The sequence below is a fragment of the Cryobacterium sp. HLT2-28 genome (assembly GCF_004402495.1).
Classification (GTDB): Bacteria; Actinomycetota; Actinomycetes; order Actinomycetales; family Microbacteriaceae; genus Cryobacterium; species Cryobacterium mannosilyticum.
In genome coordinates this window covers 93,566-118,851 of the sequence record NZ_SOFH01000031.1, presented here as the reverse complement: position 1 = coordinate 118,851, position 25,286 = coordinate 93,566, and the positions used below count along the sequence as shown (strand labels likewise).

Annotated in this window: 22 protein-coding genes; 7 read left to right on the top strand and 15 right to left on the bottom strand. The window is 64.0% G+C overall.

Going from position 1 to position 25,286, the window contains the following annotated elements; all coding sequences use genetic code 11:
- Nucleotides 1–221: 221 nt before the first annotated feature.
- Nucleotides 222–1,526 (top strand): O-antigen ligase, encoded by a 1,305-nt coding sequence (locus E3O48_RS16995; RefSeq protein WP_134540874.1) that lies wholly within the window; start codon nt 222–224, stop codon nt 1,524–1,526.
- Nucleotides 1,527–1,545: 19 nt separating this feature from the next.
- Nucleotides 1,546–2,847 (top strand): O-antigen ligase, encoded by a 1,302-nt coding sequence (locus tag E3O48_RS16990; protein WP_134540871.1) that lies wholly within the window; start codon nt 1,546–1,548, stop codon nt 2,845–2,847.
- Nucleotides 2,848–2,862: 15 nt separating this feature from the next.
- Here the strand turns inward: E3O48_RS16990 and E3O48_RS16985 are convergent, their stop codons facing one another.
- Nucleotides 2,863–3,855 (bottom strand): glycosyltransferase family 2 protein, encoded by a 993-nt coding sequence (locus E3O48_RS16985; protein ID WP_134540868.1) that lies wholly within the window; start codon nt 3,853–3,855, stop codon nt 2,863–2,865.
- Nucleotides 3,856–3,857: 2 nt separating this feature from the next.
- Entirely contained in the window at nt 3,858–5,027 is a 1,170-nt protein-coding gene (locus E3O48_RS16980; protein ID WP_241974964.1) for a glycosyltransferase family 2 protein, read from the bottom strand.
- Between the two features lie 58 nt (nt 5,028–5,085).
- Between E3O48_RS16980 and E3O48_RS16975 the strand changes: the two genes are divergently transcribed.
- Genes E3O48_RS16975 through E3O48_RS16965 form a run of 3 tightly spaced genes read left to right on the top strand, consistent with a single transcriptional unit; the run spans nt 5,086 to nt 8,203 of the window.
- Complete coding sequence (locus E3O48_RS16975; protein WP_134540866.1) at nt 5,086–5,961, top strand: glycosyltransferase family 2 protein; 876 nt, start codon at nt 5,086–5,088, stop codon at nt 5,959–5,961.
- On the top strand, nt 5,958–7,115 hold the full coding sequence (locus E3O48_RS16970) for a hypothetical protein (protein ID WP_134540863.1): 1,158 nt from the start codon (nt 5,958–5,960) through the stop codon (nt 7,113–7,115). Before E3O48_RS16975 ends, E3O48_RS16970 begins: the two co-directional genes overlap by 4 nt.
- Complete coding sequence (locus E3O48_RS16965) at nt 7,112–8,203, top strand: glycosyltransferase family 1 protein (protein ID WP_134540860.1); 1,092 nt, start codon at nt 7,112–7,114, stop codon at nt 8,201–8,203. The genes E3O48_RS16970 and E3O48_RS16965 overlap by 4 nt, the downstream gene beginning before the upstream one ends.
- Here the strand turns inward: E3O48_RS16965 and E3O48_RS16960 are convergent.
- The 13 genes from E3O48_RS16960 to E3O48_RS16900 all read right to left on the bottom strand — a co-directional run bounded on the left by E3O48_RS16960 (nt 8,179) and on the right by E3O48_RS16900 (nt 22,826).
- Complete coding sequence (locus E3O48_RS16960) at nt 8,179–9,357, bottom strand: glycosyltransferase family 4 protein (RefSeq protein WP_134540857.1); 1,179 nt, start codon at nt 9,355–9,357, stop codon at nt 8,179–8,181. The two genes, E3O48_RS16965 and E3O48_RS16960, sit on opposite strands and share 25 nt — an antisense overlap.
- Nucleotides 9,350–10,876: a DUF2142 domain-containing protein gene (locus tag E3O48_RS16955; RefSeq protein ID WP_134540854.1), complete on the bottom strand. Its 1,527-nt coding sequence runs from the start codon at nt 10,874–10,876 to the stop codon at nt 9,350–9,352. Before E3O48_RS16955 ends, E3O48_RS16960 begins: the two co-directional genes overlap by 8 nt.
- 211 nt (nt 10,877–11,087) lie before the next feature.
- Nucleotides 11,088–12,056, bottom strand: a complete 969-nt coding sequence (gene galE, locus E3O48_RS16950) for a UDP-glucose 4-epimerase GalE (protein WP_134540852.1) — start codon at nt 12,054–12,056, stop codon at nt 11,088–11,090.
- Nucleotides 12,053–12,409, bottom strand: a complete 357-nt coding sequence (locus E3O48_RS18425; protein WP_134540850.1) for a DUF2304 domain-containing protein — start codon at nt 12,407–12,409, stop codon at nt 12,053–12,055. The genes galE and E3O48_RS18425 overlap by 4 nt, the downstream gene beginning before the upstream one ends.
- Nucleotides 12,410–12,419: 10 nt before the next feature.
- Complete coding sequence (locus E3O48_RS16940) at nt 12,420–13,091, bottom strand: glycosyltransferase family 2 protein (RefSeq protein ID WP_134540847.1); 672 nt, start codon at nt 13,089–13,091, stop codon at nt 12,420–12,422.
- Nucleotides 13,088–13,894 carry a glycosyltransferase gene (locus tag E3O48_RS16935; RefSeq protein WP_166788741.1) on the bottom strand — a complete coding sequence of 269 codons (807 nt, stop codon included), beginning with the start codon at nt 13,892–13,894 and terminating at the stop codon, nt 13,088–13,090. Before E3O48_RS16935 ends, E3O48_RS16940 begins: the two co-directional genes overlap by 4 nt.
- The gene (gene gmd / locus E3O48_RS16930; protein ID WP_134540841.1) at nt 13,887–14,915 is read right to left on the bottom strand and encodes a GDP-mannose 4,6-dehydratase; all 1,029 of its coding nucleotides are present in this window, start codon (nt 14,913–14,915) and stop codon (nt 13,887–13,889) included. The genes E3O48_RS16935 and gmd overlap by 8 nt, the downstream gene beginning before the upstream one ends.
- Before the next feature lie 96 nt (nt 14,916–15,011).
- Nucleotides 15,012–16,214 (bottom strand): hypothetical protein, encoded by a 1,203-nt coding sequence (locus E3O48_RS16925; RefSeq protein ID WP_134540838.1) that lies wholly within the window; start codon nt 16,212–16,214, stop codon nt 15,012–15,014.
- Between the two features lie 64 nt (nt 16,215–16,278).
- On the bottom strand, nt 16,279–17,454 hold the full coding sequence (locus E3O48_RS16920) for a DegT/DnrJ/EryC1/StrS aminotransferase family protein (protein WP_134540835.1): 1,176 nt from the start codon (nt 17,452–17,454) through the stop codon (nt 16,279–16,281).
- Between the two features lie 47 nt (nt 17,455–17,501).
- A complete protein-coding gene (locus tag E3O48_RS16915) occupies nt 17,502–18,443 on the bottom strand; it encodes an NAD-dependent epimerase/dehydratase family protein (RefSeq protein WP_134540832.1) in 942 nt (313 codons plus the stop codon).
- Between the two features lie 125 nt (nt 18,444–18,568).
- Nucleotides 18,569–20,071, bottom strand: coding sequence for a DUF2142 domain-containing protein (locus tag E3O48_RS16910; RefSeq protein WP_134540829.1), 1,503 nt, complete (start codon nt 20,069–20,071; stop codon nt 18,569–18,571).
- Between the two features lie 185 nt (nt 20,072–20,256).
- A complete protein-coding gene (locus E3O48_RS16905) occupies nt 20,257–22,545 on the bottom strand; it encodes a hypothetical protein (protein WP_134540826.1) in 2,289 nt (762 codons plus the stop codon).
- Entirely contained in the window at nt 22,542–22,826 is a 285-nt protein-coding gene (locus E3O48_RS16900; RefSeq protein WP_134540823.1) for a hypothetical protein, read from the bottom strand. Before E3O48_RS16900 ends, E3O48_RS16905 begins: the two co-directional genes overlap by 4 nt.
- A 323-nt stretch (nt 22,827–23,149) precedes the next feature.
- On the opposite strand from E3O48_RS16900, the gene E3O48_RS16895 reads away from it, so the two are divergent.
- Nucleotides 23,150–24,070: an ABC transporter permease gene (locus E3O48_RS16895; RefSeq protein WP_134540820.1), complete on the top strand. Its 921-nt coding sequence runs from the start codon at nt 23,150–23,152 to the stop codon at nt 24,068–24,070.
- Nucleotides 24,071–24,099: 29 nt separating this feature from the next.
- A complete protein-coding gene (locus tag E3O48_RS16890) occupies nt 24,100–25,284 on the top strand; it encodes an ABC transporter ATP-binding protein (RefSeq protein WP_241982597.1) in 1,185 nt (394 codons plus the stop codon).
- Nucleotides 25,285–25,286 lie beyond the last annotated feature (2 nt).

The window sequence follows — 25,286 nt, the reverse complement described above, 5'->3', positions numbered from 1 at the left end:
GCCGGTCGATTTCGACGGTAATTTTGCCCGAATCGGCTCAGAACCGGCCCGGGAGGCGCCAAAACGCCAAAATCTCCGTCGAATTTGACAGCAAGCCGCGGGCAACGGCGGTCTGTGCGACCCGGTCGGCCACCAGCGCGGATGAGAGCGCGGATGAGAGCGCGGATGAGAGCGCGCCGCCCTGAGCGGTTCTCAACGGATGCCCCACTAGCCTTAGACACATGCCCGCCGTCCAGAGCCGATTCGTCGTTCGCACCTTCGCGACCCTGGTCTTCTTCACGCTCTTCGCCGGGCAGTTCTGGCGCAGCCTGTTCGGCTGGTGGGGCTTCGGCGCGATCGCCCTCGTCATGCTCGCCGGCAGCATCGTCGGGCTGGTGCGCCTGAAGCCCGACTGGAACTGGACCCGATTCCCGAAATCCGTCGGAGCCTTCCTCCTGCTGGCGACCCTGTCACTGGCCTGGTCGAACTACCTGGGTGCCTCCCTGATCGGGGTGACCCTGCAGTGGGCCACCACGGTCGCCGCGGTCTTCCTCGCGCTCTGCCTGAGCTGGGCCGAACTGCTCCGCGCCCTCGGCGGTGCCCTGCGCTGGGTGCTCGCCCTGTCCCTCGTCTTCGAGGCTGTCGTCGCCGTGTTCATCCGGCACCCGGTGCTCCCGTTCTGGGTCGACTACGGCACCGAGAAGGTGCCGCAGGCGTTCTACTGGTCCCGCGCCCTGCTCCTGCACGGCGGCCCGATCGAGGGAATCCTCGCCAACCGCAACCTGCTCGGCTTCGTCGCCCTGCTCGCCGTGATCGTCTTCGCCGTGCAACTCGCGGCGGGCACCGTGCGCCGGGGCTGGGGCATTGCCTGGCTGGCCCTCGCCGTGCTCATGATCGCGCTCACCCGGTCGGCGACCGTGTCGCTGGCGGCCGGGGCCGTCGCGGTCGTGCTCGTCTTCGCGCTGTGGACGAGACGCCGCGGCCCGCACCGGCGTCGTCCGGTCTACCTGGCGGCTGCGGCATCCGTCGTCGCCGCCGGCGCTGCCGTGGCCGCCTTCACCCCGCAGCTGCTCGCGGTATTCGGCAAGAGTCCCGACGTCACCGGCCGGATCGACATCTGGCGCGGAGTGATCGAGGCCGCCGGCCAGCGCCCCGTCTTCGGCTGGGGCTGGGTCAGCTACTGGGCCCCCTGGGCCGAGCCGTTCAAGGGCCTGGCCGAGCGCAAGGGCGTCGTCTACCTGCAGGCGCACGACGCCTGGCTCGACGTGTGGCTGCAGCTCGGCATCGTCGGCCTGGTCGTCTTCGCGGCGCTCGTGCTGTCGACGCTGTGGCGGTCCTGGTTCCTCGCGGTCGACCGGCCCCGCCGTGGGATCGCCGACACCGAACCGTATGCGGCGTCCGCCCTGCTGCCGCTGCTGCTGCTGGCCGCCCTCCTCGCCCAGAGCGTGGCGGAGAGCCGGATGCTGATCGAGTCGGGTTGGGTGCTCCTGGTGGTGCTCGCGATCGTCACGAAGCGCCAGCAGGCCTCTGCCCTGCCGATGCCGTAGACGGTAGCGTGGGAAGCCCATGATCCCGAACATCCCCGGCCGCCAGGTCTCGCCCCGGCTCGTGCGTTTCCTCGGGGCGCCGCGGTTCGCCGCCTCGCTGACCCTGCTGATCATCGGGGTTGCCTTCTCCACCCACCTCATCCGGGGCGTGATGGGCTGGCCCGGACTGGTCGGCGCGCTGGTCACCCTCGTCGCTCTCGCCGTGGCGTCCCTGGTCGCCCGCCGGGAGCGCACCGACTGGCACGGGCTCCTTCCGATCTCGATCATGGTCTTCGTCGGCTGGTGCGCCGTCTCGGTGCTCTGGTCGGGCTATGCGCCCGACACCGTGCGCGGGGTGCTCTACCAGCTCGTCTTCACCTTCCTGGCCATCTATGTGGCCCTGGCCCGCGACACGATCCAGATCGTGCGGGCGACGGGCGACGTGCTGCGGGTGCTGCTCGGGCTCTCCCTCGCCCTCGAGGTGCTGTCCGGGCTGCTGCTCGACCTGCCGATCGTGTTCCTCGGCATCCAGGGCAACATCGCCCAGCTCGGGCCGGTGCAGGGCGTCTTCGGCTCCCGCAACGTCTTCGGCCTGGTCTCCCTCATCGCCGGGGTCACCTTCATCGTCGAGGTGCGCGCCCGGTCGGTGCGCCGCGGCGTCGGGATCGGGTCGATCGCGCTCGCCGGCTTCGGCCTGCTGCTCACCCGCTCCCCCGTCATCCTCGTCGTCGCCCTCTTCGTCGGGCTGGCGGCGCTGGCGCTCTACTGGCTGCGGCGCACGCCGGTGGATAACCGTTGGAGGCTGCAGATCGGTCTGCTCGGCACCACCGCGGTTGTCGGAATCGCCGCGTTCGTCGCCAGAGCCCGGCTCATCGAGGGGCTCAACGCCGGCAGCGAGTTCGGGGTCCGGTACTCGCTCTGGAGCGAGATGTGGCGCCTGGTCGGCCTGCACCCGCTCGAGGGCTGGGGCTGGGCCGGACTCTGGCCGACCGGCGTGACACCCTACGGCTGGCTCGACTTCGTCACCAGGCGCGACCAGACCTCCGGGCTCAACGCGTTCCTCGACGTGTACTTCCAGGTCGGCCTGGTCGGCTTCCTGTCGTTCCTGGCCCTGGTCGGGCTGGCGTTCTGGCGCTCCTGGCTGCTCGCGTCCAACAAGCGCACGCTCGTCTACGTGTGGTCACCGCTGGTGCTGGTGATCCTCATCGTCACGTCGGCCGCGGAGAGCACGGCGCTGATCGAGTTCGGCTGGCTGCTGCTGCTGATTTGCGCCCTCAAGGCGGCCCAGGGCAAGAGCTGGCGCAGCCTGCTCCGGCCCAGCCCGCGCAACCTCATCGGCTGACCGGCGCCGACACGCTCAGACAGGCTGGACGAGGTCCCGGAGCACGTCCTGCAGGCCCAGCCCGAACCGGGTGTAGTCCCCGGCGCGCAGCGCCCGCAGCACCGGCCGCACCCGCCGGGCTCGGGCCGCCGGCAACCCGCTGCGCATCCGTTCATGGGCCAGCTTGGCGTCGATCCTCCGCAGGGTCTCCGCCGTCGGCGCCGGCACGAAGGCTCCGGCGCGTTCCCGCAGGTCAACGGCCCGCGCGAGCAGCCGCGCATTCCGTGCGCGGCGGGATGCCGTCAGCCGGCCCAGCCGGCCGGAAGCGTCCAGACTCGACGCGCCGATCTGGTTGCCCGCGTGCTGGCGGTAATCCACGAGCGCCTCGTCGAGCAGGTCCATCTCCCCGCTGGCGGCGGCGACCATGGCCAGCCACTCATCGTGCACCCACGATGCCGGGAACGGGCGGGCTCGCCCGACGAGTTCGCGGCGCACGACCATGGTCGCGCCCGTGACGACGTTGCGACGCAGCAGCGCGTCGATCCCCCGGCCGCTGCGCACCGCATCGCGATCTGCCGCCGACACTCCCAGCGTGTCCAGGAGGGTGGCTCCGAGCGGGAGGCCGTCGGCGTCGACGAGTCGGGCATCCGTGTGCAGCAGTTGCAGGCTCGGCCGGCCCTGGAATGCCGAAACGACCCGGTCCAGCCGATCGGGGTGCCAGACGTCGTCCTGGTCGCTGAGCGCGATGAGGTCACCCGTGCACGCCGACAGCGCCTGCTCGAAGTTGGCGGTGACCCCCAGCGGTGCGTCGTTGCGGAGAACTCGCAACGCCACCACCACCCCCGGGTGCAGAGCCTGCCACGCGCCGAAGACGCTGAGCACAAGCTCAGCGGAACCGTCGCTCGAGCCGTCGTCGGAGACCACGATCTCGGTCGGCAGCAGGGATTGGTCGAGGATGCTGCGGAGCTGCTCCTCGAGGAAGGCCGCCCCGTTGTAGGTGCACAGGGCGACGGAGACGCTCGGGCCCATGATTAGCGCCGTTTCAGACCGACCGACAGCACCCCGAGGAACATCCCGCCCATCACGGTCTGGGACCCCAGCATCATCAGCAGCGCCGACGGGATCGCGACTCGAATGGTCGCACCCGCCTCCAGGGCGCCGTAGCCGCCGGCCGCCCACCCGATCAGCTGGGAAAGCGCGATTCCCAGTCCGACCAGGAAGAGGATCAGGCCGAAGACGGCCCCGCTCTCGAGGCTGATCCGCCGCTCGAGCCGTTCGAAGTTGCGGCTGCGTGGAATCCGGAAGCCCTCGTGCTGGGCGTAGATCTTGGTGAGCAGCGCGAAGAGAAAGGCCTGGTAGCCGACCACGGCGAGCGCGGCGAGGTAGATCTGGCTGGAGTAGGTGAACCCCACCTCGCCGACGACGACGGGCCCGAAGGCGAGCAGCACGGTGCCGAGGAAGCCGATCAGGAAGGCCAGGCTGCCGGGGATCAGGAAGAGCCAGCGCGGGCTGAAGATGAGCAGGAAACGGAGGTGCCGCCATCCGTCACGCCAGCTGCGGAGGTGTGGCGGTCGGCTGCGGCCGTCTTTCTTCAAGGTCGTCGGCACTTCGCTGACCCGGGATCCGCCGAGGGTGGACTTCACGACCATCTCGCTGGCGAACTCCATCCCGGTGGTCTGCAGGTGCAGGGCGAGCATCGACTGCCGGTTGAATCCGCGCAGGCCGCAGTGGAAGTCCTTGATCGGCGAGCGGAACAGCGTGCGGCCGATCCAGGACAGCACGGGGTTGCCGAGGTATTTGTGCAGCGGCGGCATGGCGCCGGGCTCGATGCCGCCGCGGAACCGGTTGCCCATCACGAGTTCGTCGCCGGCGCGGAGGCGTTCGACGAATCCGTCGAGGGCGCTGAAGTCGTAGCTGTCGTCGGCGTCGCCCATGATGACGTAGGTGCCCTTGGCCGCTTCGATGCCGCCGATCAGCGCGCTGCCGTAGCCCTTCTCCGCCACGGCGACGACGCGCGCGCCGTGCGCCTCGGCGATCTCCTGCGACCCGTCGGTGCTGCCGTTGTCGGCGATCAGCACCTCGCCGGCGATGCCGCTTCGCCGCAGGTAGTCCTGCGCCTTGTCGATGCAGACGGCCAGTGTTTCGGCCTCGTTCAGACAGGGCATCAGGATCGAAAGTTCGAGTGTTTCGGTGAGTGACATGCGTGCAGCGAGTCCCGTCATTGTTGGTGCGGCCCCCTCATCGTACAGAATGTGATTTGTGAACCTTGGACTCGTGGTGTCAACTCTCGGCCGTGTCGAGAGCCTGCGGCGTCTCCTCGAGTCACTTTCGGACCAGCTGAGCGCGGATGATCACCTCGTCATCGTCGCCCAGCGAAACCTTGCCGAGGTCGAGGCCCTGGCCGCCTCCCACCGGTCGGCCGGCCTGTCCATCACGGTCGTCACCTCCCCGCCCGGGGCCTCCCGCGGCCGCAACGCCGGCGTCGCGGCCCTGCCCGTCGGCCCGGACCTGCTGCTCAATTTCCCGAACGACACGACCTGGTTTCCCCCTCACACCCTGGACCGGCTTCGCAGCCTCCCCGACGGCTTCCGGGCGGGAGCGCTCACCGTCGTCGACGAGAACGGCCCGAAGTTCGTGCTGCCCGCGCCCGGCACCGCCCTGGACCGGCACACCGCGTGGACCGTCATCGAAATGGGCCTCCTCATCCGGCGCAGCCTGTTCGACGAGCTCGGCGGCTTCGACCCGGAGATCGGCACCGGCGCCCCCACGCCGTGGCAGGCCGGCGAGGCGACCGACCTGCTGCTCAAACTCCTCCGGGCGGAGCCGTATATCGACTTCGCCTGGCTGCCCGCCGACGTCTTCGTCGGCGGCATCTCCGACCCGAGCGGCCTCACCGTCGCCGAGCGTCGCCGCAAGCTGCGCAGTTATGGCCGCGGGCTCGGCCGACTGGTGACCCGGTGGCGCTATCCGCTCTGGTGGCGGTTCGCATTCCTCGGCGGAGGGCTTTTCTTCGGGCTGCGCCACCGCGGCACGAACGCCCTGGCCGACGGCTGGTGGGTTTTTCTCGGTCGGCTCGAGGGGATGCTCGGGCGCACCCTGAACGACCAGCTGTCGTTCACCGCGGTGACCCGGTGACCGCGTACCTGCCCTCCCCGTTGCGGCTCCGCCGGGCGACGCTGAGCCTGATCACCCTGCTCGGCGGGGTCTCCCTGGCCGTCATCCCCGCGGCCACGGTCGCCATCTCGTCCCGGCTGTTCAGCCGCCCGGAGCAGGGCGTCATCGCCGTGGCCGTGATGGTCGCCACCTTCGCCGGCCAACTCACCTTCGCGGTCGTGCTCGAGTCGCGGTTGAGTTCGGCCGCCACAGAACGCCGGGTGGTCTTCCCGCTCTGGCTGGCCGGACTCGCCCTCGTCGCCGCCCTGGTTATCGCCCTCAACCCGACCAACCCCGTCGTGCTGTGCGTGGGACTTCCGCTGCTGATCGCCGCCCTCGAGGTGGGGCGGGGCGTGTCGGTGGCCGAACGTCTCGACGTGCGGGAGATCTGGGCATCCGTCATGGTCGGTCTCGGCGCGCTCGGCGGCGTCGTGGCCGCGTTCACCGGCCAGAACTGGGCGCTCATCCCGCTCGTCGCGGGCATCGCCGCGGCGACGCTCCTCCGCTGCCTCCCGGTGGCGCACAAGGCGAGTCGGCCGGAGCCGGCCGTGATGGGCTGGGTGGTCGCCGACACCGCGATCACCGGAGTGATCTACCCGCTCCTGAACACCATGATCCTGGCCCTGCTCGGCCCGGGAGACGCGGTGCTGTTCACCGCGATCGCCACGGTCTCCGGGCTGCTCGCGATCCCCCTGAACTTCATGCGCCTGCGCCTGTTGAAGGCGCATTCCCAATTGGACATCGTCGTCTCGGCCGGCGCCGTGCTCGCCGCCGTCGTCGTTCTCGTGGTCCTCGAACGCACCGGCGTGCTCGGCTTCATCTTCGGCGGCGTCTGGACGCGTTCGGCAGCTATCCTGCCGCTCGTGCTCGCTTGCTGCTGGAGGGGCGCGTCGCTCCCGACGACGATCCCGTTCGCCGCGCTGCGACGGATGGGCGAGGTGCGCCTGCTCACCGGGTTGCGCGCGGTCGTCTCGGCGATGGCGTTCGCCCTTGCCGCGGTCGGCCTCTGGCTGCACAGCCTGCCGGCCGTGTTCCTCGGCCTGCTCCTCGCCGAGCTGGCCTCGGCCGTGGTCTACGAACTCGCCCGGCGCCGGCGCGTGCGGGCCGCCGAGCAGCTCGCCGTGGCCGCTCGATGAGCCGGGTTCTGGTCGACCTGCTGTTCTTCACCGGCCGCAAAGGCGGGATGGAGTCCTACGTGCGCGAGGTCTACAGCCGGATCGAACCGGGCGCCGACGGCCTCGAATTCATCGGCCTCGCGTCGCGTGAGCTGGCCGCCGGCGACACCGGCTGGTTCCCCGGCGAAATCGTCGACTCGGGCATCAGCGGGGAGAACCGCATCGCCTGGGCCCGCGGCGAGCTGTTCGGCGTCGCCCGGTTCGCCCGTCGCCTTCGCGCCGACCTGATCCACTGCCCGGCGAACCTCGGCCCGGCGTGGTCGCCGGTTCCAGTCGTGCTCACTGTGCACGACCTGCTGCCGTTCCGGCATCCGGAGTATGTGCCCGGCGCGTACTCCCGGGTGCTGCGCACGATGATCCGGCTCGCCGCCCGCGGCGCCCAGCGCATCCTCACCGTCAGTGCCGCTTCGCGGAGCGACATCGTGCGCTACCTGCGCATTCCGGCGTCACGCGTCGACGTGGTGCCCCTGGCCGGCCAGGACCAGGAAGCGAACCCGACACAGCTCCCCCGGCTGCCCCGCCAGCTGCTGGCCGTGGGCAACCGGATGCCGCACAAGAACTTCCCGCTGCTGCTGGAGGCCCTCGCCCTGATCCCCGAGGGAGCCCGGCCGCACCTCGTCGTCACCGGAAGCCACGGCGACGACCCGCTCGCCCCGGTCGTGGCCAGGCTCGGCCTGGAACCGTGGGTGTCCCTGCGCGGCTGGCTGCACCCCGACGAGCTCGACCGGCTCTACGCCGAGTCGAGCCTGATCGTGTTCCCGACCCTGTTCGAAGGCTTCGGACTGCCGGTGCTGGAGGCGATGTCCCGCGGCTGCCCCGTCGTCTGCGCCGACCTTCCCGTGCTGCACGAGGTCGCCGGGGACGCAGCCGTCTACGTGTCGCCGCACGACGCCGCAGCCCTGGCCGCAACGATCAGCGAGCTGCTCGACGATCCGGCCGAGCTGGCCCGCAGGTCGGGCCTGGGCCGCGACCGGGCCTCCACGTTCTCCTGGGCAACGACCGCCCAGGGCACCGTGGCATCGCTTCAGCGGGCCCTGGCCGAGCGGTAGCGCTTGAGGATCTCGTCGATCGAGCCGCTGAGCCCGCGGCTGACCCGCTCCTTCTCGAACCACGCCCTCGTGCTCGCGCGCAGGGGCTCGCCGGCCTGCACGGCCCTCACGATCGCCGCGCCGAGGTCGGCGGGCCCCATAGTGGCGGCGACGTAGCCGTTGACGCCGTCGGCGACCAGTTCCGCGGCGGCGTTGTCGGGGCCGGCCACCACCACGCTCGGCGTGGCGAACGCGGCAGCCTCCACGACGACCAAGCCGAAGCCCTCCCGAGCCGACGGGTTGACCAGCACGCGCGCGCCCTGGATGAGCTCCCGCAGCTCCTCCTCGCCGACCCGGCCACGAAGCTCGACCGCGGAATCCAGACCGAGCTCGGTCACCGTGGCCGCCACCGCCGCCGTCTCAGGCCCGTCACCGACGATGACGGCGCGCAGTGCGGGAAGCACCGCGCGGGCTTCGCCCAGGGCCGGGATCAGGTCGATCAGTCGCTTGTCGGCGATGTGACGGCCGATGAAGACCAGGTAGGGGTCGCCCGGGCGGTCCGTGCCGGCGCCGGGTTCGTCACCGCTGAGTTCGACGAGATCGACGAGATCGACGAGCCCGAGCGTCACCGGTTTCGCGCGCCGTCGATACCGCCGCAGCCGCGCCCCGGTGAAGTCGCTGTTGACGGTGTGCAGGTGGGCGAGACGGATGCCCAGCCACTGCAGCAGAAACGCGATCGCCCCGGGCAGCGCGCCGGCGTACTCCCGCCACTTCTGCCACGGCCAGACCTCGAGCCAGTCGGCGACCACGAAGGCACCGCTGCCGAGCAGGGCCAGTCGCACCGCGAACAGGTTGAGCACCGGCAGGGTGCTCACCACCACGAGGTCGTAGCGGCCGCGCCGGCGGAGAAAATGGCGAAACAGCGCCCAGGCGAAGGCGACCGCGCTTCGGGGGGTGCGGGTGCCGCCGGCATCGTAAATCTCGCCCTGCCAGACCGGCACGATCCCGAACGAGGCGGGAGGGGCATCCGTCGCCCACTGCCGGCGGGTCACATAGTCGACGGTGCTGCCCCGCTGCACGAAGAGCTCCGCGAGGCGGCGGTAGACCCGCTCTCCGCCGCCGGCGTTGAGGGGAAACAGGCAGTCGTACGCGATCGCGACCCGAGGTTCAGGCATGGATCGTCTCGGTCGCAGGAGGCGTCGCCGCACCACTGGCCTCGGCCTCAGCCGAGTCCTCGGCTCGGGCGGACCGCGCGGCGAGCCGCACCGTCCACAGCACGAAGACGAGGGACGTGAGGAAATAGAGAGCGACCAGCGTCATCGCGCCCAACGGAGGCTCCCAGGAAGGCTGGCGCCACATGGCGCTGAACGGCTGGTCCGTGCCAACGACGTACCGCCACAACACGAAGAAGAACGCCGCCAGGCCATAAGCCGCCACGAGGCTGATGCCGACACCGCTCAGTCGGGTGCCCATGAACGCGACGCGCCGCCCCGACGGCCCGGACAGGAGCCACGCGGCCACCAGCGTGACTCCCACGTAGAGGAACAGCCCGTACCGCCCCTGCCAGATGATCCCGGTCTGGTGCACGCTGTACGCCTGCACGAGAGCCGGGACCAGCACAGCCGCGCCCGCCACCGCGCCCATGGTCAAGACGCTGCGGCGGTCGAGGCCGGCGATTGCCAGCACCACGAGGATGGTGACGGCCGCCACGAACGGCCAGTAGGTGTAGATGGAGAGGGGCATGTCGAACCAGCCGAAGAACCCGATGGCCTGCTGCAAGTGATCCGGCAGCATGCGGAACATGTAGGTGAACCCCTGGTAGAACGATCCACCGACGAGGGGCGCGTCCGATGCGCCCGCCTGGCCGGACAGGCTGCCGCCGCCCAGTGTCCAGCCGAGAGAAAATACGCCGCCGACCGCCACGAGGGCCAGCCAAAGATAGGACGCCTTCGTCGTGAACATCCGTCTCACCGGCACCCACCCAGCCGCCACGAAACACAGTCCGACCACGACAACAAGCCACAGCGGACCAGTGGCCCTGGCCGTGGCCAGCACAATCGCCGACGTCGTCACCACCATCCACAGGTAGCGGCGCGGCAGCGACGAAACGACGCCCGAATCCCGCCCGTCAAGGTGTTGCAACAGTCGCAGCAGAGAAATCCAGAGGGCACCGGCGGCCGCGATTTCGATCCCGTTGGGATTTACCGATCCGAATAGGTAGACGACCATGGGTGCGGCCAAGAATGTCAGCCCGAAGGGCATCCAGCGGGCACGTCGCACCGACATCGCAGACTGGAAAGCCCAGGCGACGAAGAACGAGCACAGCAAGCCGCTGACGATCCGCATGGCGTAGATGCCGGCTGATCCGTCCAGGAAGAGGGTGGGCCAGCCGACAAGGTAGTAGTAGATCGGGTTGTAGGCGCTCACCCAGGTATTGAACCAGCTGTTGCCACCCGTGTCCCCCAGTTCGAAACCACAGTCGGCGGGGATCTCGGAGTGGAAGATGTAGCAGACAATCTGCTGGCTGTAGGAATAGCCTGCCGGCAAGTCCACCACGGAGTGCTTGACGCCCTCAACGGCGTGCCCGGTCAAGTCCCCGCGCACCTGCGCGATGGCCTTGACCGCATGAGCGTTCTCGTCGGGGACGGAGAAGATCGGACTCGCCAGCGACCACAGTGTGGCCAACATCGCCATCAGTGCGAACGCTGTCCAGAATGCAGACCGTGTCCGGTTTTCAGACGACGCGCGGGCCGGATACGCGGAGCCGGAGCGGGTGGGTTTCCGCGCATCCCACGGACCTCTTGTTTCGCTCACGGCACGCACCCCTCAGTTGTGGATAGATCCAGAATGGGCACTTCGTTCAACCTGATGTTCCCCCATGCACAAGACACCAAATCCTACCCAACTACCTGTTGGCCACCCACGATTGCCAGGCCGAAGCGACTATCGCCTCGATCCCCAGTTTGTGGGTCCAGCCCAGCTCGTTTTCGATCAAGCGCGTATCGGCGATGACGGAACTGGGGTCACCCGGCCTGCGTCCCCTCACGACCGCACTTTGCTGAGATCCGGACACGCGAAGGGCGGTCTCAATGATCTGTCTGACGCTCGTGCCTCCGCCCGTTCCTACGTTGAAGACCGGTGAGCGAACCGTTCCCTTCTGCAGCGCGTCCAAAACCGCCACATGCGCATCGGCGAGATCCCGGACGTGTACGAAGTCACGCACACATGTTCCATCGGGTGTGTCGTAGTCATCGCCGAAGATGAGCGGGGGCTCGTCCGCATCCAAACGCTCAAAGACCATCGGCACAAGGTTGAGGATCGCGCGATCTCCCAGGTCGGGCCAGCCTGCACCAGCCACGTTGAAGTATCTCAACGAGACGGCCCCGAGCCCGTGCGCCGCGGCCGCATCTGCGAGCATTCGCTCGCCGATGAGCTTCGTCATCCCGTAGGGATTGATCGGCTCAGTCGGCGAACGCTCGGTGAGACTTTCTGAGCCGGCATTGCCATAGACAGCGGCAGAGGAGGAGAAGACCACTCGAGAAATGTTGCACTTTTCCACTGCGAGAAGCACGTTCGCAAGGGATCCCACGTTTTGTGAGTAGTACCACGACGGTCGTTCAACAGACTCCGCGACCTGCTTTCGGGCAGCGAAATGCACCACGTCATCCACGTTGTATCGCTTGATGACGTCCACGAGAGTTTCGACGGATTCAGAATTCCCGAGGTCTGCCCGCACTAACGGCACGTCGCCGATTCTCCGCGCGTCTCCCGTCACGACGTCGTCAACGACGACCGTGTCTCCACCTCGCTCGACAAGAAGCCTGACCACATGGGAACCGATGTACCCGGTACCTCCCGTGACGAGTGTCGTCATCGGTGCCTCGACCCCGCGTGGACCGCCGCACCCAACGCCTGTGCCCGGGCCAACTCTGTCACTTGGAGATCGACCCGGGAGTGATGCGCTCGGGTTGCGATGACATAGCCGACAAAGGCAACCACAAGGCCGTATAGGAGCAGGTCAGCTCCGCGGCCGACCCCGAAAAGTCGTGCGACATCGTTCGCAAGTTGCGGGAAGACAACGGCCACGGCTGCACACACCACGAGAAGAAGCAGCGAAATGCGTCGCAGGGCCATGCGGCGAGCGCCACGTCCAGGCCAGACAACCAACAGAGCGACGACTGCGAGGCCAGCCAGCAACACCAGTTTGATTAGGAGTTGACTATCCATTCTTCAGCACCTACTTCAGGATCAGTTCAACAAGGATGTTTACCGAGTTCCAGAGCGATTGGCCCTTCGAACGGGAGTAGTCGGTGTAGACGATGTGTACCGGTTCTTCTGCATACCTCATTTTCGCCCGGCCGATCTGGGCGATGAGTTCGGAAGCGTGCGCCATCCGGTTCTGGCGAAGTCGGACAGATTTTAGCGCCGAAGCACGAAACGCACGCAGCCCGTTGTGGGCATCCGACAGTTTGACCCCGGTCGTGAAGTTGGTGAAGATCACTGCAAGCTTCAACACTGCCCGCTTGAGGCGACTGGCATTCGTACGCGTGTCCAGGAAGCGCGACCCGAGAACGACATCGACGTCTTCATCCCGTAGCCGTGCAACCATGGCCGAGGCGTCAGCTACCTGGTGCTGGCCGTCTGAATCGAACGTCACGACATACTCAGTGGCGACGTCGCTCAGCACATAGTCGAATCCCGTCTGAAGCGCGGCGCCTTGGCCCAGATTAATGGGGTGACGAACCACGTAGGCTCCTGCCGATTCGGCCAGGCTCGCCGAGTTGTCGGTGCTGCCATCATCGACACACACGATCTTCGGAAAGACCTGGATTGCGTCAGCAATCACCTGCTGAATGACGGTCGCCTCGTTGTAGAGCGGAACGACCAGCCAGGTGTCCAGATTGTTCATCCGGCGGCACCGGTGTGAGACTCGCGGGAGAGCCTGCGTGCTCGCCAGGAGACAATCTCCCCCGCTGCCAGTGTCGCCAGCGCGATTGGCCATAACCAGATGAGCGAGATTCCTCGTGCGGGCCCCGTTAGGTTGTTTCGCTTCACGTCGAGTGCCTCCCTCGCCGAGGTCTTTCGATCTGCGACGGTCAGCGAGTCGGCATGCCAGCGGAACGCGGACACCGACTCTCTCGTGCTCACGAACCGACCGATGCGCTTCAGGCGCAAGAACGCGTCAAGATCCATCGTATACGGCCTGTCCTCGGCGAACCCCCCGACCTTTTCCAGAGCCTCTAGATTGATCAACGCCCCGGGATGCGGAATCAGGTTCGGGCCCCATGCCAGCACTATCGACGCCAACTTGCCAACTCGGTTTGTGCCGATGACCCGTGACTCACCGTCGATGTAGTCGCACGCCCCATATGCCACGACTGTGTTTTCTCGCCGGGAGGCGAGTCCGATGAGTGTCTTGATTCCATGAGGGCGAAGAAGATCGTCGTCGCCAAGACCAACGTAGAAGGTTTCGCCGGCCCGAGCCGCTACGCCGGCATTCATCGCAGCGGCCAGCCCGCGTTTGGGATCGTCGACGAGGTCTGCGCCAAATGTCACCGCGAGAGACCGCGCCTCGGTCGCGACCACGGGAAGGACGACGACCAGGCGAAGATTGACTTCGGCCCGTTGCGCCGCGACGCTCTCCAGTGCGTCCCGTAGGGACTCCATTCGCCGCCCGAGAGTCGGAAGAACGACGAGTACAGCATCAAGCATGTCGGACGACCTTGTCGACCCAGACGCCGCCACCGGCAGCCAGCGCGCGGACATCATTGTCGACCATGATTTGGGCGAGTTCGGGGGTCTTGATCTGGGGGACCCAGTTCAGTTTCGTGCGCGCCAGCGTCGGATCGCCGACCAGCGCGTCCACTTCAGTGGGTCGCAGGTACCGTTCGTCGAACTTGACGTACTTCTCCCACTCGAGACCCACGTGCGCGAAGGAGAGTTCGAGGAAGTCGCGAACTGTGTAGGCAGCACCCGTGGCGACAACGTAGTCCAGGGGCTCGTCGTGCTGCAGCATAAGCCACATCGCTTCGACATACTCGGGCGCGTATCCCCAGTCCCGGACCGAATCGAGGTTTCCCATGTACAGCTCGGTCTCCAGACCGGCCGCGATTCGGGCGACCGCACGCGTGATCTTGCGCGTGACAAAGGTCTCGCCGCGACGGGGAGACTCGTGATTGAAGAGGATTCCGTTGACTGCGAAAAGCCCGTAGGCCTCCCGGTAGTTCTTCGTGATCCAGTACGAGTAGACCTTGGCCACGCCGTAAGGCGAGCGAGGGTAGAACGGTGTCTGTTCGTTCTGCGGCGGCGGAGTAGCCCCGAACATCTCTGAACTGCTCGCCTGGTAGAACCTGCAATCCAGCCCGGTAACCCGCACGGCTTCGAGCAGCCGCACCGTGCCGAGGCCCGTGGTGTCGCCCGTGTATTCCGGCTCGTCGAAGCTCACCCGCACGTGCGATTGCGCCGCCAGGTTGTACACCTCGTCGGGCCGAATCGCCCCCAACAGCGTCACCAACCGTGACCCGTCAGTCAGGTCGCCGTAGTGCAGGATCAGTTTGTTGCCCTCAACGTGCGGGTCAGAGAACAGGTGGTCGATGCGTGCGGTGTTGAAAGTCGATGCCCTGCGGATGAGGCCGTGCACCTCGTATCCCTTGGACAGCAGGAGTTCGGCAAGGTAACTTCCATCCTGGCCAGTAATACCGGTAATTAGCGCGCGCTTCTTTGTCTCATTCATAAGTTGAGTAGATACCGTTTTCATTCATCTTCCGTTGAGGAAGAGGTGTTCTCGAGTGCTGGTCATTTCAATAGTACCGAACGGCCTATTGAATGATCACAGACGCCGTCGTCGGCCACGGGCCAGAGACCAGACATGGACCATCGTTCCGACAACCGGTCCGATCAGGAGCGCCAGCAGCACACGCTCGGTGATGTCGATCGGCAGGAAGAGCATGACGGATGTCACGAGAGCTGCCAGCAGCCATCCCCCGGTGTACGCGCGGTGATGCCCACGCGCTAACGCCGCCGCACCGCTGATGCTGATCACTCCGACAAAGCCTGCCGCGACGGTCGCGCCTCCGATGAAGAGAGCATCCATGCTGTATGCCGGCCCGAAGATGAAGATCAGCAGTTGTCGACCGATGAGCACGGCGACAATCCCGAGCACCAGCGAGAGCACGAACACCCACAGCATCGGGCGCAGGACGGTGCGAATCGTCTGGTCGCGTCGGTCAACGAATGACGAAACGATCATTCCGAGGAAGGCGTTGAGTGGAACCAGGATCGGCGCGCGGGTGAGCGTCACCACCAGGATTATCCGCGCCAGGTCGTCAGGATCCTCACCGCGCACGAAGATTGCGAGTAGGAGCGGGAAGCCCGTGACGATGATCGCACTTGCGGTCGAGGCCACGACCGATTGCAAAGTTCGACTGACGGATGTGGCGAAACCGGCGTCGAGCCGTCTTCCGGACGCTCGCCGGAAAGGTTTCGCGAGCAAAAACACCAGCCAGGTCGCCATCGCAAGGGTCGAGGCGACTGCGAAGCCCAGGACTGACGAGGCGAGAGCCGCAGCGGCACCGACGAGGCAAAGTCGAGCGATGGATTCAGCAACTATCAGGTAGGAATAGTACGACCAGGAGTTCTCCCCCGCGAGTGCGCCCACCGTTGCTGCATGACCCGAGTACAGGAGAATCCCGAGAACGACCAGGGCCACGTATTGCCACCCGGCGGCGCCGAAGACCTGGCTGGCCCAGAACGGTGAGCTCGCAGCGACGAGCACGGCCACGACAGCGCCAACGGCCAACCCGGACCATACCGCATTCGCCCCGTGCCTGGATCCGTCAGCGCCCGAGACCAGCAGCCCGGTCTTGACGCTTCTGGTCGTTTCCTGCTGCACACCGAAAATCCCGCCGACTCCGAGATACAGCGCAGCCCAGAAGACGGAAAAGTCGAGGTATCGTTCGGGCCCGAGAACTCGGGCGACCAACACAAGCACAATGTAGCCACCGCCGGCAACCAAAACCGTTGCGACGGCCACGCTGGCTATTGACCTCGGTCGGGTTCGGTTGCCGTCGTCGCTTGGTTCCATTGCGGCGTATCAGCTAGTCGAGAAGCTCGATGGTATCCAACAGCAGGTCCAGCTCACTTGGAATGGGGTAGTGGTGATTTCCGACGAACAGGCCATCCTCATGGATTTTATCCGCGGCAGGAAGCTCCGCCGGGACCACAGCGCGCAGCTGGGACATGACCGGGTTTCGCGCGAAATTTCCGGCGACGATGGGCCGAGAATCGATGCCCGCAGCCGTCAACGCGTCGACAAGCTGAGCGCGCCTACCGGCGAGGCGGCCTTCCAGCACAAGCGAGAACCCAAACCAGCTGCTCTCCGCGGCTACCTTCTGAATCCTCAAATCAGTGCGGCCGGCGAAGCGCTCAGCGAACAGTGCTGCGTTCTGCTGACGCCCGGAGACCAGTCCTGGGACCTTCTTGAGCTGTTCGCGTCCGAGTGCACCCGACATTTCCAAGGGGCGTACGTTGTAGCCCGGCAGGACGAAACGGAAATGGTCTTCGAAGGCGACCCCGGTCTTGGGGAAAATCAGGTTGTCAGCCGGCAGGTCTCGAGTCCAGCCGTGGGCGCGCAGCGACACCATCGCCTGATACATGTAGTCGTCGTCGGTGACAATCAGCCCACCCTCCATCGTTGAGATGTGGTGGGAGAAGAAGGAACTGAAGGTTCCGGCAAGACCAAAAGTTCCCGTATACCGTGAGCCGATTCGTGACCCGAGAGACTCGCAGTTGTCCTCGATGAGAACGAGGCCGTGTTCGGTGCAGATCGCGGCCAGAGTCTCGAGGTCTGCCGGATTGCCCAACAGATTGACGGCAAATACTGCCTTTGTGGTTGGGCCGATGGCATCCACGACAAGCTGGGGGTCGATGTTCAGTGTGTCAACGTCAATGTCGACGAATCGGAGGGTGAGTCCCAACTGGTGGATCGGGAAGTAGGTCGTGGCCCAGGAGACCGCCGGAACGATGACCTCGTCTCCTGGATTCAGATCGATGTTCGGGTTTGCCACGGCCGCAGCGATCGCGATGAGGTTCGCGCTGCTTCCCGAGTTGACCATGACCGCGTACTTGGACCCGAAGTACGACGCGAATTCCTGTTCGAAATTTTTCACTTCCGGACCCATTGTGAAGCGGCCGGTCTCGATGACACGCTGCAGGGCGTCGTATTCGGCCTGATCCCACGTTGAGGTGGCCAGGGGGTAACGCGTGGTTGTCATGCTCTGTGTCATTCTCTCTCTACGGTTCGATCGCACCAGCGATCAGGTCAGGACAGGGTTTCCAGGTAGCGCCGGTAGGCGCGATCCATGCCTTCCAACAGCTCGGTGTGGGGTTGCCAACCGAATTGGTGAGCAACCGCTGAGGTCATCAATTTCTGGTGCATGCCTGCAGGTTTCGTCGTGTCAAGTTCCAGTTCGCCGGTGTAGCCCACCACCGTCATGGCCGCCTGGTAGTACTCCAGAACGGAATGGTCACTCCCGAAACCAACGTTCATCATCGTCGGCCAGGAATGGATGTCATCGACGTTCGTGACGATCCAGTCCGCCAGATCCCCGACGTAGGTGAATTCGCGGCGCGCAGTACCGTCACCCCAGACACCGATCGTGGACGCTCCGGATTCCTTGGCTGCATGTACCTTTGCGATCGCTGCCGCGACGAGATGACCCTGACCCAGCGAATAGTCATCATCCGGACCATAGAGATTCGACGGGATGACAACTCGATAGTCGAGACCGAATTGGGTCGACACGTACTCGCAGTACTTGGACGCCACGATCTTCGAGAGCGCATAGCCCTCGTTCGTCGGCTCCAATGGCGCCGCTAGCAGGTCCGTTTCAACCAACGGCTGGCGATAGTCACGTGGATACATGCAAGAGCTTCCGAAATACAGGAGCTTGGGCACACCCAGGTCGACGGCCGCTTTGAGGATGCTCGAGTCAATCAGGAGGTTGTCCATGAGAAACGTCGTTGGATCGGCGATGTTCGCCGCTATCCCGCCGACGCGAGCAGCGCAGTGAAGAATGATGTCCGGCTGAATTCGGGCGACCATTGCCCGAGTCTCTGCAGCATTGGTGAGGTCCGCTTCGGTTCGCGTCACGACAACGAGGTCCTCAGAGTCCCTCTGATCTCGCCAGGCCGAGGCGATACTTCGGGCCAGCATGCCGTTCCCGCCCGTCAAGAGTGCCCGCACGGTCGTCTCCAATTCCATTCACTGTGCCAACTCAGGTCAAGAGCGACTCGGCAAGCTTAGCCGATTGCTCGATTCCATTCGCTTGACACACAGTCGTGACGCCCCGCGTCTCGCTGGGTACGAATTAGGAGCGTTAGCTTGGTCTATCCCCCCACGGCTGTGAGTGGTCTTCGGCCGGACCGAGCGCTCCTTCGTGAGTAAACCGCGATCCCCAGTACGGCAAGACCGAAGGACAACGTCCCAATCGCCCAAACGCCCAACGGAGAGAAGGGTGACATGGGCGGAATGGGAAAGATCCACCACCACTCTGCACCGCGGTTGAGGTTCAGAGCATCAACGTCAAGCCCGGTAACGTATCGCCGGATGTTTACGTGAAGGGCAATCGAATTCGCGAGGGTGACGAGGCTCCCAATGATTGCTGTCTGGGGCCTTGTCATGCGCAGGTCATCTCGATCAACCTGCACCAGCGCGATGCCGGCAAAGAGGATCAGCAGTGGATAAATGTACCTAGGCTGAATGTATTGGCCCACAATAACGCGGTCGTGTACAAGCACATACAGGGGCACAACAATGAGGCTTCCAAAGACCGTAGAAAAGGCGACAGCCTTTCGCCAGGACATTCTGCGCAGTCCCAGGAAAACTGTTCCTGCATAAACTGCGAGCATTGTCACCCAAACACTGCCCGGAAGTGCCGTGTCCAGCCAGCCGAGTCCCCAGGTACCCAATCCGCCCGCCCAGAGCTCTGGCAGCTTTCGGAAGTTGGTCATCGTAAGAGAGAAGACGGCGTCCGATGTCGTGCCGGCAAATGAGTTCGGGTTAACGACGGAAGCCTGGCCAGTGCTCGAATAGAGCACCACCGAAACGACGGCAAGTGCGGCGGGAAGAATTGCCAGCAACGCATAACGCTTGCTCGCCTCGAAGGCAAGCGCGAGTACGACCAACATTGCCAAAACTCCGTAAACCGCGGAGTCGCTTCGTGCGCCGGCCCCGACGACGGTCATCAATGCAGCAATGGCGGCAAATCCAATCCGTCTGTTCCGACCAGTTGCCGTGAAATATCCGAGAAGGGCTACCCAGAGCGTGGCAGCTGAGAGAATCGCCCAACTGCTCGGGTTGACGCTCGGGACAAGGAACATTCCCAGCGGAACGATGGATACAAGCGCTCCCCACATCAGGGGCCCGCGGCGGGTGCGGGGAAGTAAGAGGAAAAGTGACGAGACGGAGAGGACGAAGAACAACGCGTTGAATAGCCTCATCGCAACGGTGGATGCGTAGATGCTTTCACTTGCGAAGATACTCATCACTGCGTAGTAGACAGGTGGATAGAGTCCGTCATTGAAGTTTCCGCGATCCGTGTTGACCAGGGTTGTCGATGGCTTCTGCGGACACGTCGGGCTGGCCTCCGGATGGAAGGCGTAACAGCTTGAATACTCCACCAGCGGCGCAGGTACCCGGCGTTCATTCGCACTGTTGCCTGCCTCGCACAACCCTGCCCGAACTCCTTGACCGCACCAAATGCTGGCCAGGTGAAAGTCATCGTCCGGGCTCGAGCCGACAGGAGACGACAGCCCCCAGCTCGCCAATGCCACAAACAATGCTGCGGGCACGAGCCCCATGACGAGCACCCTCTTCAGTACACCGATCATACTCAAAGCACACTCCGTCACCGTTAGCCGACACCTCCCGACCAAATCGGAACCACCGTATTCTACTTTCTTTCCGGAATGTGCTCGCTTTCGACCGACACGATCGCAAACGTGAACTGCGGGTCAACAAAGCCAGGCAGCATAATGCTGGGCCTTGCGCCCACGAACTGCAGAAGCACCGCTAGCTATGCCAGAGGCCCCGTCGGGATCACCCCAGCAAACTCAGGAGCGACATTGAGCCACGTCGACGTACCGATGATCTCGCTCAATCGCGACATCGATGCCACAGCGCGTTTCTGCCCGGCCACAAGCTGGAAGATTCCGCCGTCCGGCGTACGAATAAACGTTGACGCGGCTGCTCCCTTCTTCATCTGACCGCAGGTGAACTGGTCCATGGCCACGTAGTCAAACGGGTACAAGGCAGCAAGCGAAGGGTCAACGCGATGCACCTGACCGCTAGCAGCAACGTAGAGATCTGGCCCGCAGGAGAGGCCAAACGTCATGAGTTTCGCGCTCAGCGGGTAGGCCTGGATGCGCTGCTCGGTGGAGTAGACCAAGTCCCCGAATCCAGCCTCGACTGGGAACACAAAGTTCGTGAATGCGACTCGACTAGTCACGCCGTCGATGAAGTAAACTGTCGCGTTTTCGGGCGATCGAACTAGAGTTCCTGCCGTCAGCGCAACCGGACCTTGAGTCAGAGACGAAATCACCGAGGGAGCAACGGTCGTAATGACCGGGTTCCCGTCGGGAGTCAGCGCCAGCAGTGCACCCCAACCGCTGATCGGCCTGATATCGGTCGGCATGACCACGTAAACGTCAGCGGCGTTGGAGGACTTGATGAACGAACCCGCGGCGATGCTGCCCTTGTTAGGGTATGTGTCGATCAGGGCCTGGGGAACAGCGACTGGAATGTTGTTCGCGGCAAGACCACCCGCTGTGAGCGCGTACCTACCTTCTGCATTCACGACGATCGTGGGTGAACTCCCGCCTGAGGTGAGGATTCCGGTGAACGACCCGGAAGGCGAAGGAATCAACGCCATACTTGCGGCAGCCAGCGATCCCGTCGTGCGCGCTGGCACCCCAAGCGAAGATTCAGAGCCGGCGGGGATCCCGTATCGTTTGCCAGCCGCGATCAAGGAGTAGCTCGACGTGGATCTGGTTTTCGCGAAGGCACCATCACGGATGACGGGAGCAGCGAGTTGCAAAGCCGATACGGCACTCTCCGTCAGCACGTTCATTCGGGTAGGAATGCCAGCGATGGCCTGCGACTGATCATCGAGGATTTCGGCCTTCGTTCCATTCTTGATGTAGTACCGGCTGCCCTCGACGGTTCCCAGAACAGGGCTGAGGACAGGACCCGGATAAAAAGCAGAAATCTGGGCATCCGTTAGCTGAACGTAGCCGTCGGATGCGCACGACGCTCCATAGTCACTCGCCTGTGTGCAGGAACTAAATGGAAGTTTGATTCCGGAGTCGTAAAAGTAAATGCTTCCGTCGTTCGCACGTATGGAACGGCCGACAGTGTGCGCCGTCGTGAACCGGTCAAGATAGGACTGCGATACGAAACCCACCTTGCCCAGCGGGGCCAGGGCGCCCAGAATCCCGAGGCTGGGTACGGGGTATTTGAACTTTTCTGAGATTAGATAAACCGTTCCATTGGCCGCTGTGCGCAGCAGACTCGTTCCCGACGTGGGAGAACCGAACCAATCGCTGAACATCCGCCAGAAGTTGCGGTTTCCGTAGGAACTACAGCCATCCCCGGTGCCGTAAAGATTGCCCAGAGCCGCGGCATTGGGTTGGTAGGGCGTGTAGTTGTAGAGGCCCGCCGTGGCCTGGTTTTGGATAAAGACGGTCCCAGAACCACAATCGGGATTCGGGTTGTAGCGCACCGCGTTGTTCCTGCCGGGAACGTGATTCCAGCGCGTCGGATTCGCGGCGTAGTACTTGAATTGGAGCGCTGCCGCGTATACCTGATTGAAGAATCCGTAGTAGGTAACGTCGCAATCCGCAGTGTCAGGGCAGCCGTAGCCGGTTGCGCTGCGATACTGCCGCGCTGACGGCCACGTATCGGAGATGAGCCCCTGCTCCTTCTCCAGCAGTACGATCATCGCCTTCTGGCTGATCCCACACGCGTTGCCGACCCGGGTAATGATGTCCGCCGCACTCTCATTGGCGCGGCCTCCATAGGCCGTACAGCCATTAGAGATGGCGGATCTATTCGGCGTGTCCTGACGGTAGTCCTTGAGGCAGGTGTAACCGGCACGGCAGTTCGGAACCTGAGCCGCGAGAAATGATTGCACGGCGCCAGCATCCAGGGCCTGTCCATCGAAGAACACGGCATCACTGATGATGTTTCCCGGTTCGAAGAGTGAAGCGTCCGCCGCTGTTGCGGTCTGAGCGGGGCTGACCACGGTAATGAGGATTGCTGCCAGCACACCCGCCAGAACCATTGCACCAATTGTCTTCAGATTCATGGGATCTCCAGGTCAGTGGGCGGTGAGGTCAGCGTGAGGTTACCGGACGTGTAGGTCAGCACGACCTGCCACGTCCCTTTCGTGAATTGGTCGATGGGGAGTTGGACGAAACCGCAGGTTGTGTCCGCAACGTTCGCCACCGCGTCTCGACTCGACTCCACTCGGTGTTCCGGCCGTGTAAACGCGAATGTGCACTTACCGCCGTTCTCGACGACTCCTGACACATAGCCGGACGCCGAGACGTTGAGCCCATCCAGGTCCGCGCCGGCCACCACGATCACGGCCTCTGGCTTAGCCACCGGTGCGGGGCTGGCGGTTTTCGACTTGTCAGGGGAACCTGTCAACGTCGGCGTGCCCGACCCGCTGGGTGGTCCGTCGCTCGATGCAGTGCACGCAGTTAGCCCCACACTGACGAGGCTTAGAGTCACGGCCAAGGCCAAACTCAGCGCCGTAGGGCGCAATCGCTCACGACTGCGTGGCATCGTCTGCACTCGCATGACAAGTTCCTATCTGCTGATCTACACTGTCATGCCCCCGGCACCACTCTCAGTATTATCGCCTAGACTCGACAGATTCCTATTATCAACATGAACGAAAGTTGTCTATGATCAGGGCCAGCGCCCAAGAGCGTGCTTTGCGCATCGAGCAGGAGCCGCTCATTCCAGTTGGTCAGTCAACTGGATTCATCACCGGTACCTGGTCCTCAATACAGGACGTGTGGGCCCACAGAGAGCTCCTCACTCTGCTTGTGAAACGCGAGATCAGGGCGCGTTACAAGGACAGCTCCCTTGGCGTGGTGTGGAGTCTGGTCAAACCTCTCGTTCAGCTCCTCGTCTACTACTTCGCCATCGGGCAGGTCCTTGGCGTGGCCCGAAACATTCCAAGTTTCGCCATCTTTGTTTTCGTCGGCTTGACCGTGTGGGGGTTGTTCACCGAAATCGTGTCAAGCGGCACCATGTCGATTGTGAACAACTCTGGTCTCGTCAAGAAGGTCTACTTGCCCAGGGAAATCTTTCCCTTGGCAAGTGTTGGCGGTGCCCTGTTCAATTTCTCGTTACAGCTCGTCATTCTCGTCGCGGCAACTGTGGTGCTCGGCAAATTCCCTCTGACGACCGATCTGGCCTATGCCCCTCTGGCACTTGCCAACGTCATCGTGTTTGGTACGGCGGTTGCTGTTGTTCTGGCTGCGTCGACCGTGTATCTGCGAGACATACAACATCTTGTCGAGGTGGCGCTCACCGTGGCCTTCTGGGCTTCCCCGATCGTCTACTCGTTCTCGTTTGTACACAGGGCAATCGCAGGTACGTTCCTTGAACAGATCTACTTGGCAAACCCGGTCACGTTGAGCGTGCTCGGCATGCAGAAGGCATTCTGGATAGATGGCACGGCGCAAACGTCTCAGACGAATTGGCCGCCCGATCTGGCCCTTCGCATGTGGATTTCGCTAGCCATCAGCATCGTGCTGCTCTGGTTGGGGCAGCGCGTGTTCTCGCGGCTGCAGGGTAATTTCGCGCAGGAGCTGTAGATATGAGTCACCCCCCAAGAGTTGCAAGCATGCACGACCTCCCGAGCATCGTGCGGGTGCAGGATGTCTCCAAACGCTTCATTTTGCACAAAGACAAGTCTGTCAAGGAGCGGTTGACAACTTTCGGTCGCTCGCGGCGGCACGTGCAGGACTTTTGGGCGCTCCGCGAAATGAACTTGGACATTGTCACGGGCTCAACCGTTGGTCTCGTGGGACACAACGGATCGGGCAAATCCACACTGCTGAAGGTAATCGGCGGGATTATCCAACCGACGACGGGCACCGTTGTCCGACGGGGCCGCATGGCCGCACTTCTGGAGCTAGGCGCCGGCTTCCACCCTGACCTCACCGGTCGGGAAAATGTCTACCTCAATGCCGCAATTCTTGGGCTCAACAAGTTCGAGACGGACAGGAACTTCGACGATATTGTCGAGTTCTCAGGTATCTCAGATTTCATTGACACCCAGGTGAAGTTCTACAGTTCGGGAATGTATGTCCGGCTCGCTTTCTCGGTGGCCGTGCATGTCGACCCGGATCTCCTGCTGGTCGATGAAGTTCTCGCGGTTGGCGATGAGCCGTTCCAGCGCAAGTGCATGGATAAAATCGCGGAGTTCCAGTCGGAGGGCCGCACGATCGTGTTGGTGAGCCACTCATCCGATCAGGTTGGTCGGCTCTGCGATCGCGTCGTCGTGCTGCACGCCGGTTCCATGGTGCACGATGGGGACCCGGCTGAGGGCATTCGTATCCTTCGTGACGGCTACGAAGCAGATCGGGTGAACAAGATTCGCTCGCTCCCAACAGTCGCATCAGTCGAACGATTGAACATCGCTGCAGTCGAGGCTGAAACCAATACCGACGATGGCCACAACAACGTCGTTGTCAAGGTTGCTGTCAACGTCAGCGAATCGGTGCCCGGTTGGGGGGTTGGGATCTCCATCGAAACCACCTTGGGAATGAGACTTTACGCCATGGACAGTTTCGGGATGGACATCGCGCTCCCCACGACCATCGGTCAGCACATGATTGAACTCACTCTTCCCGACATCAGGCTCGGATCCGGCAAGTATCTCGTCAGCGTTGGCCTCGGCCTCCCCACTGGGGAAAATTTCGACCGGAAGGATAGCGCCGCATCGTTCGATATTCCCACGGATGACTACGGAATGGGCTTGATTCGCCTCAAGCCAACGCTGACACTCGCCTCGCCGACGCGGTGACC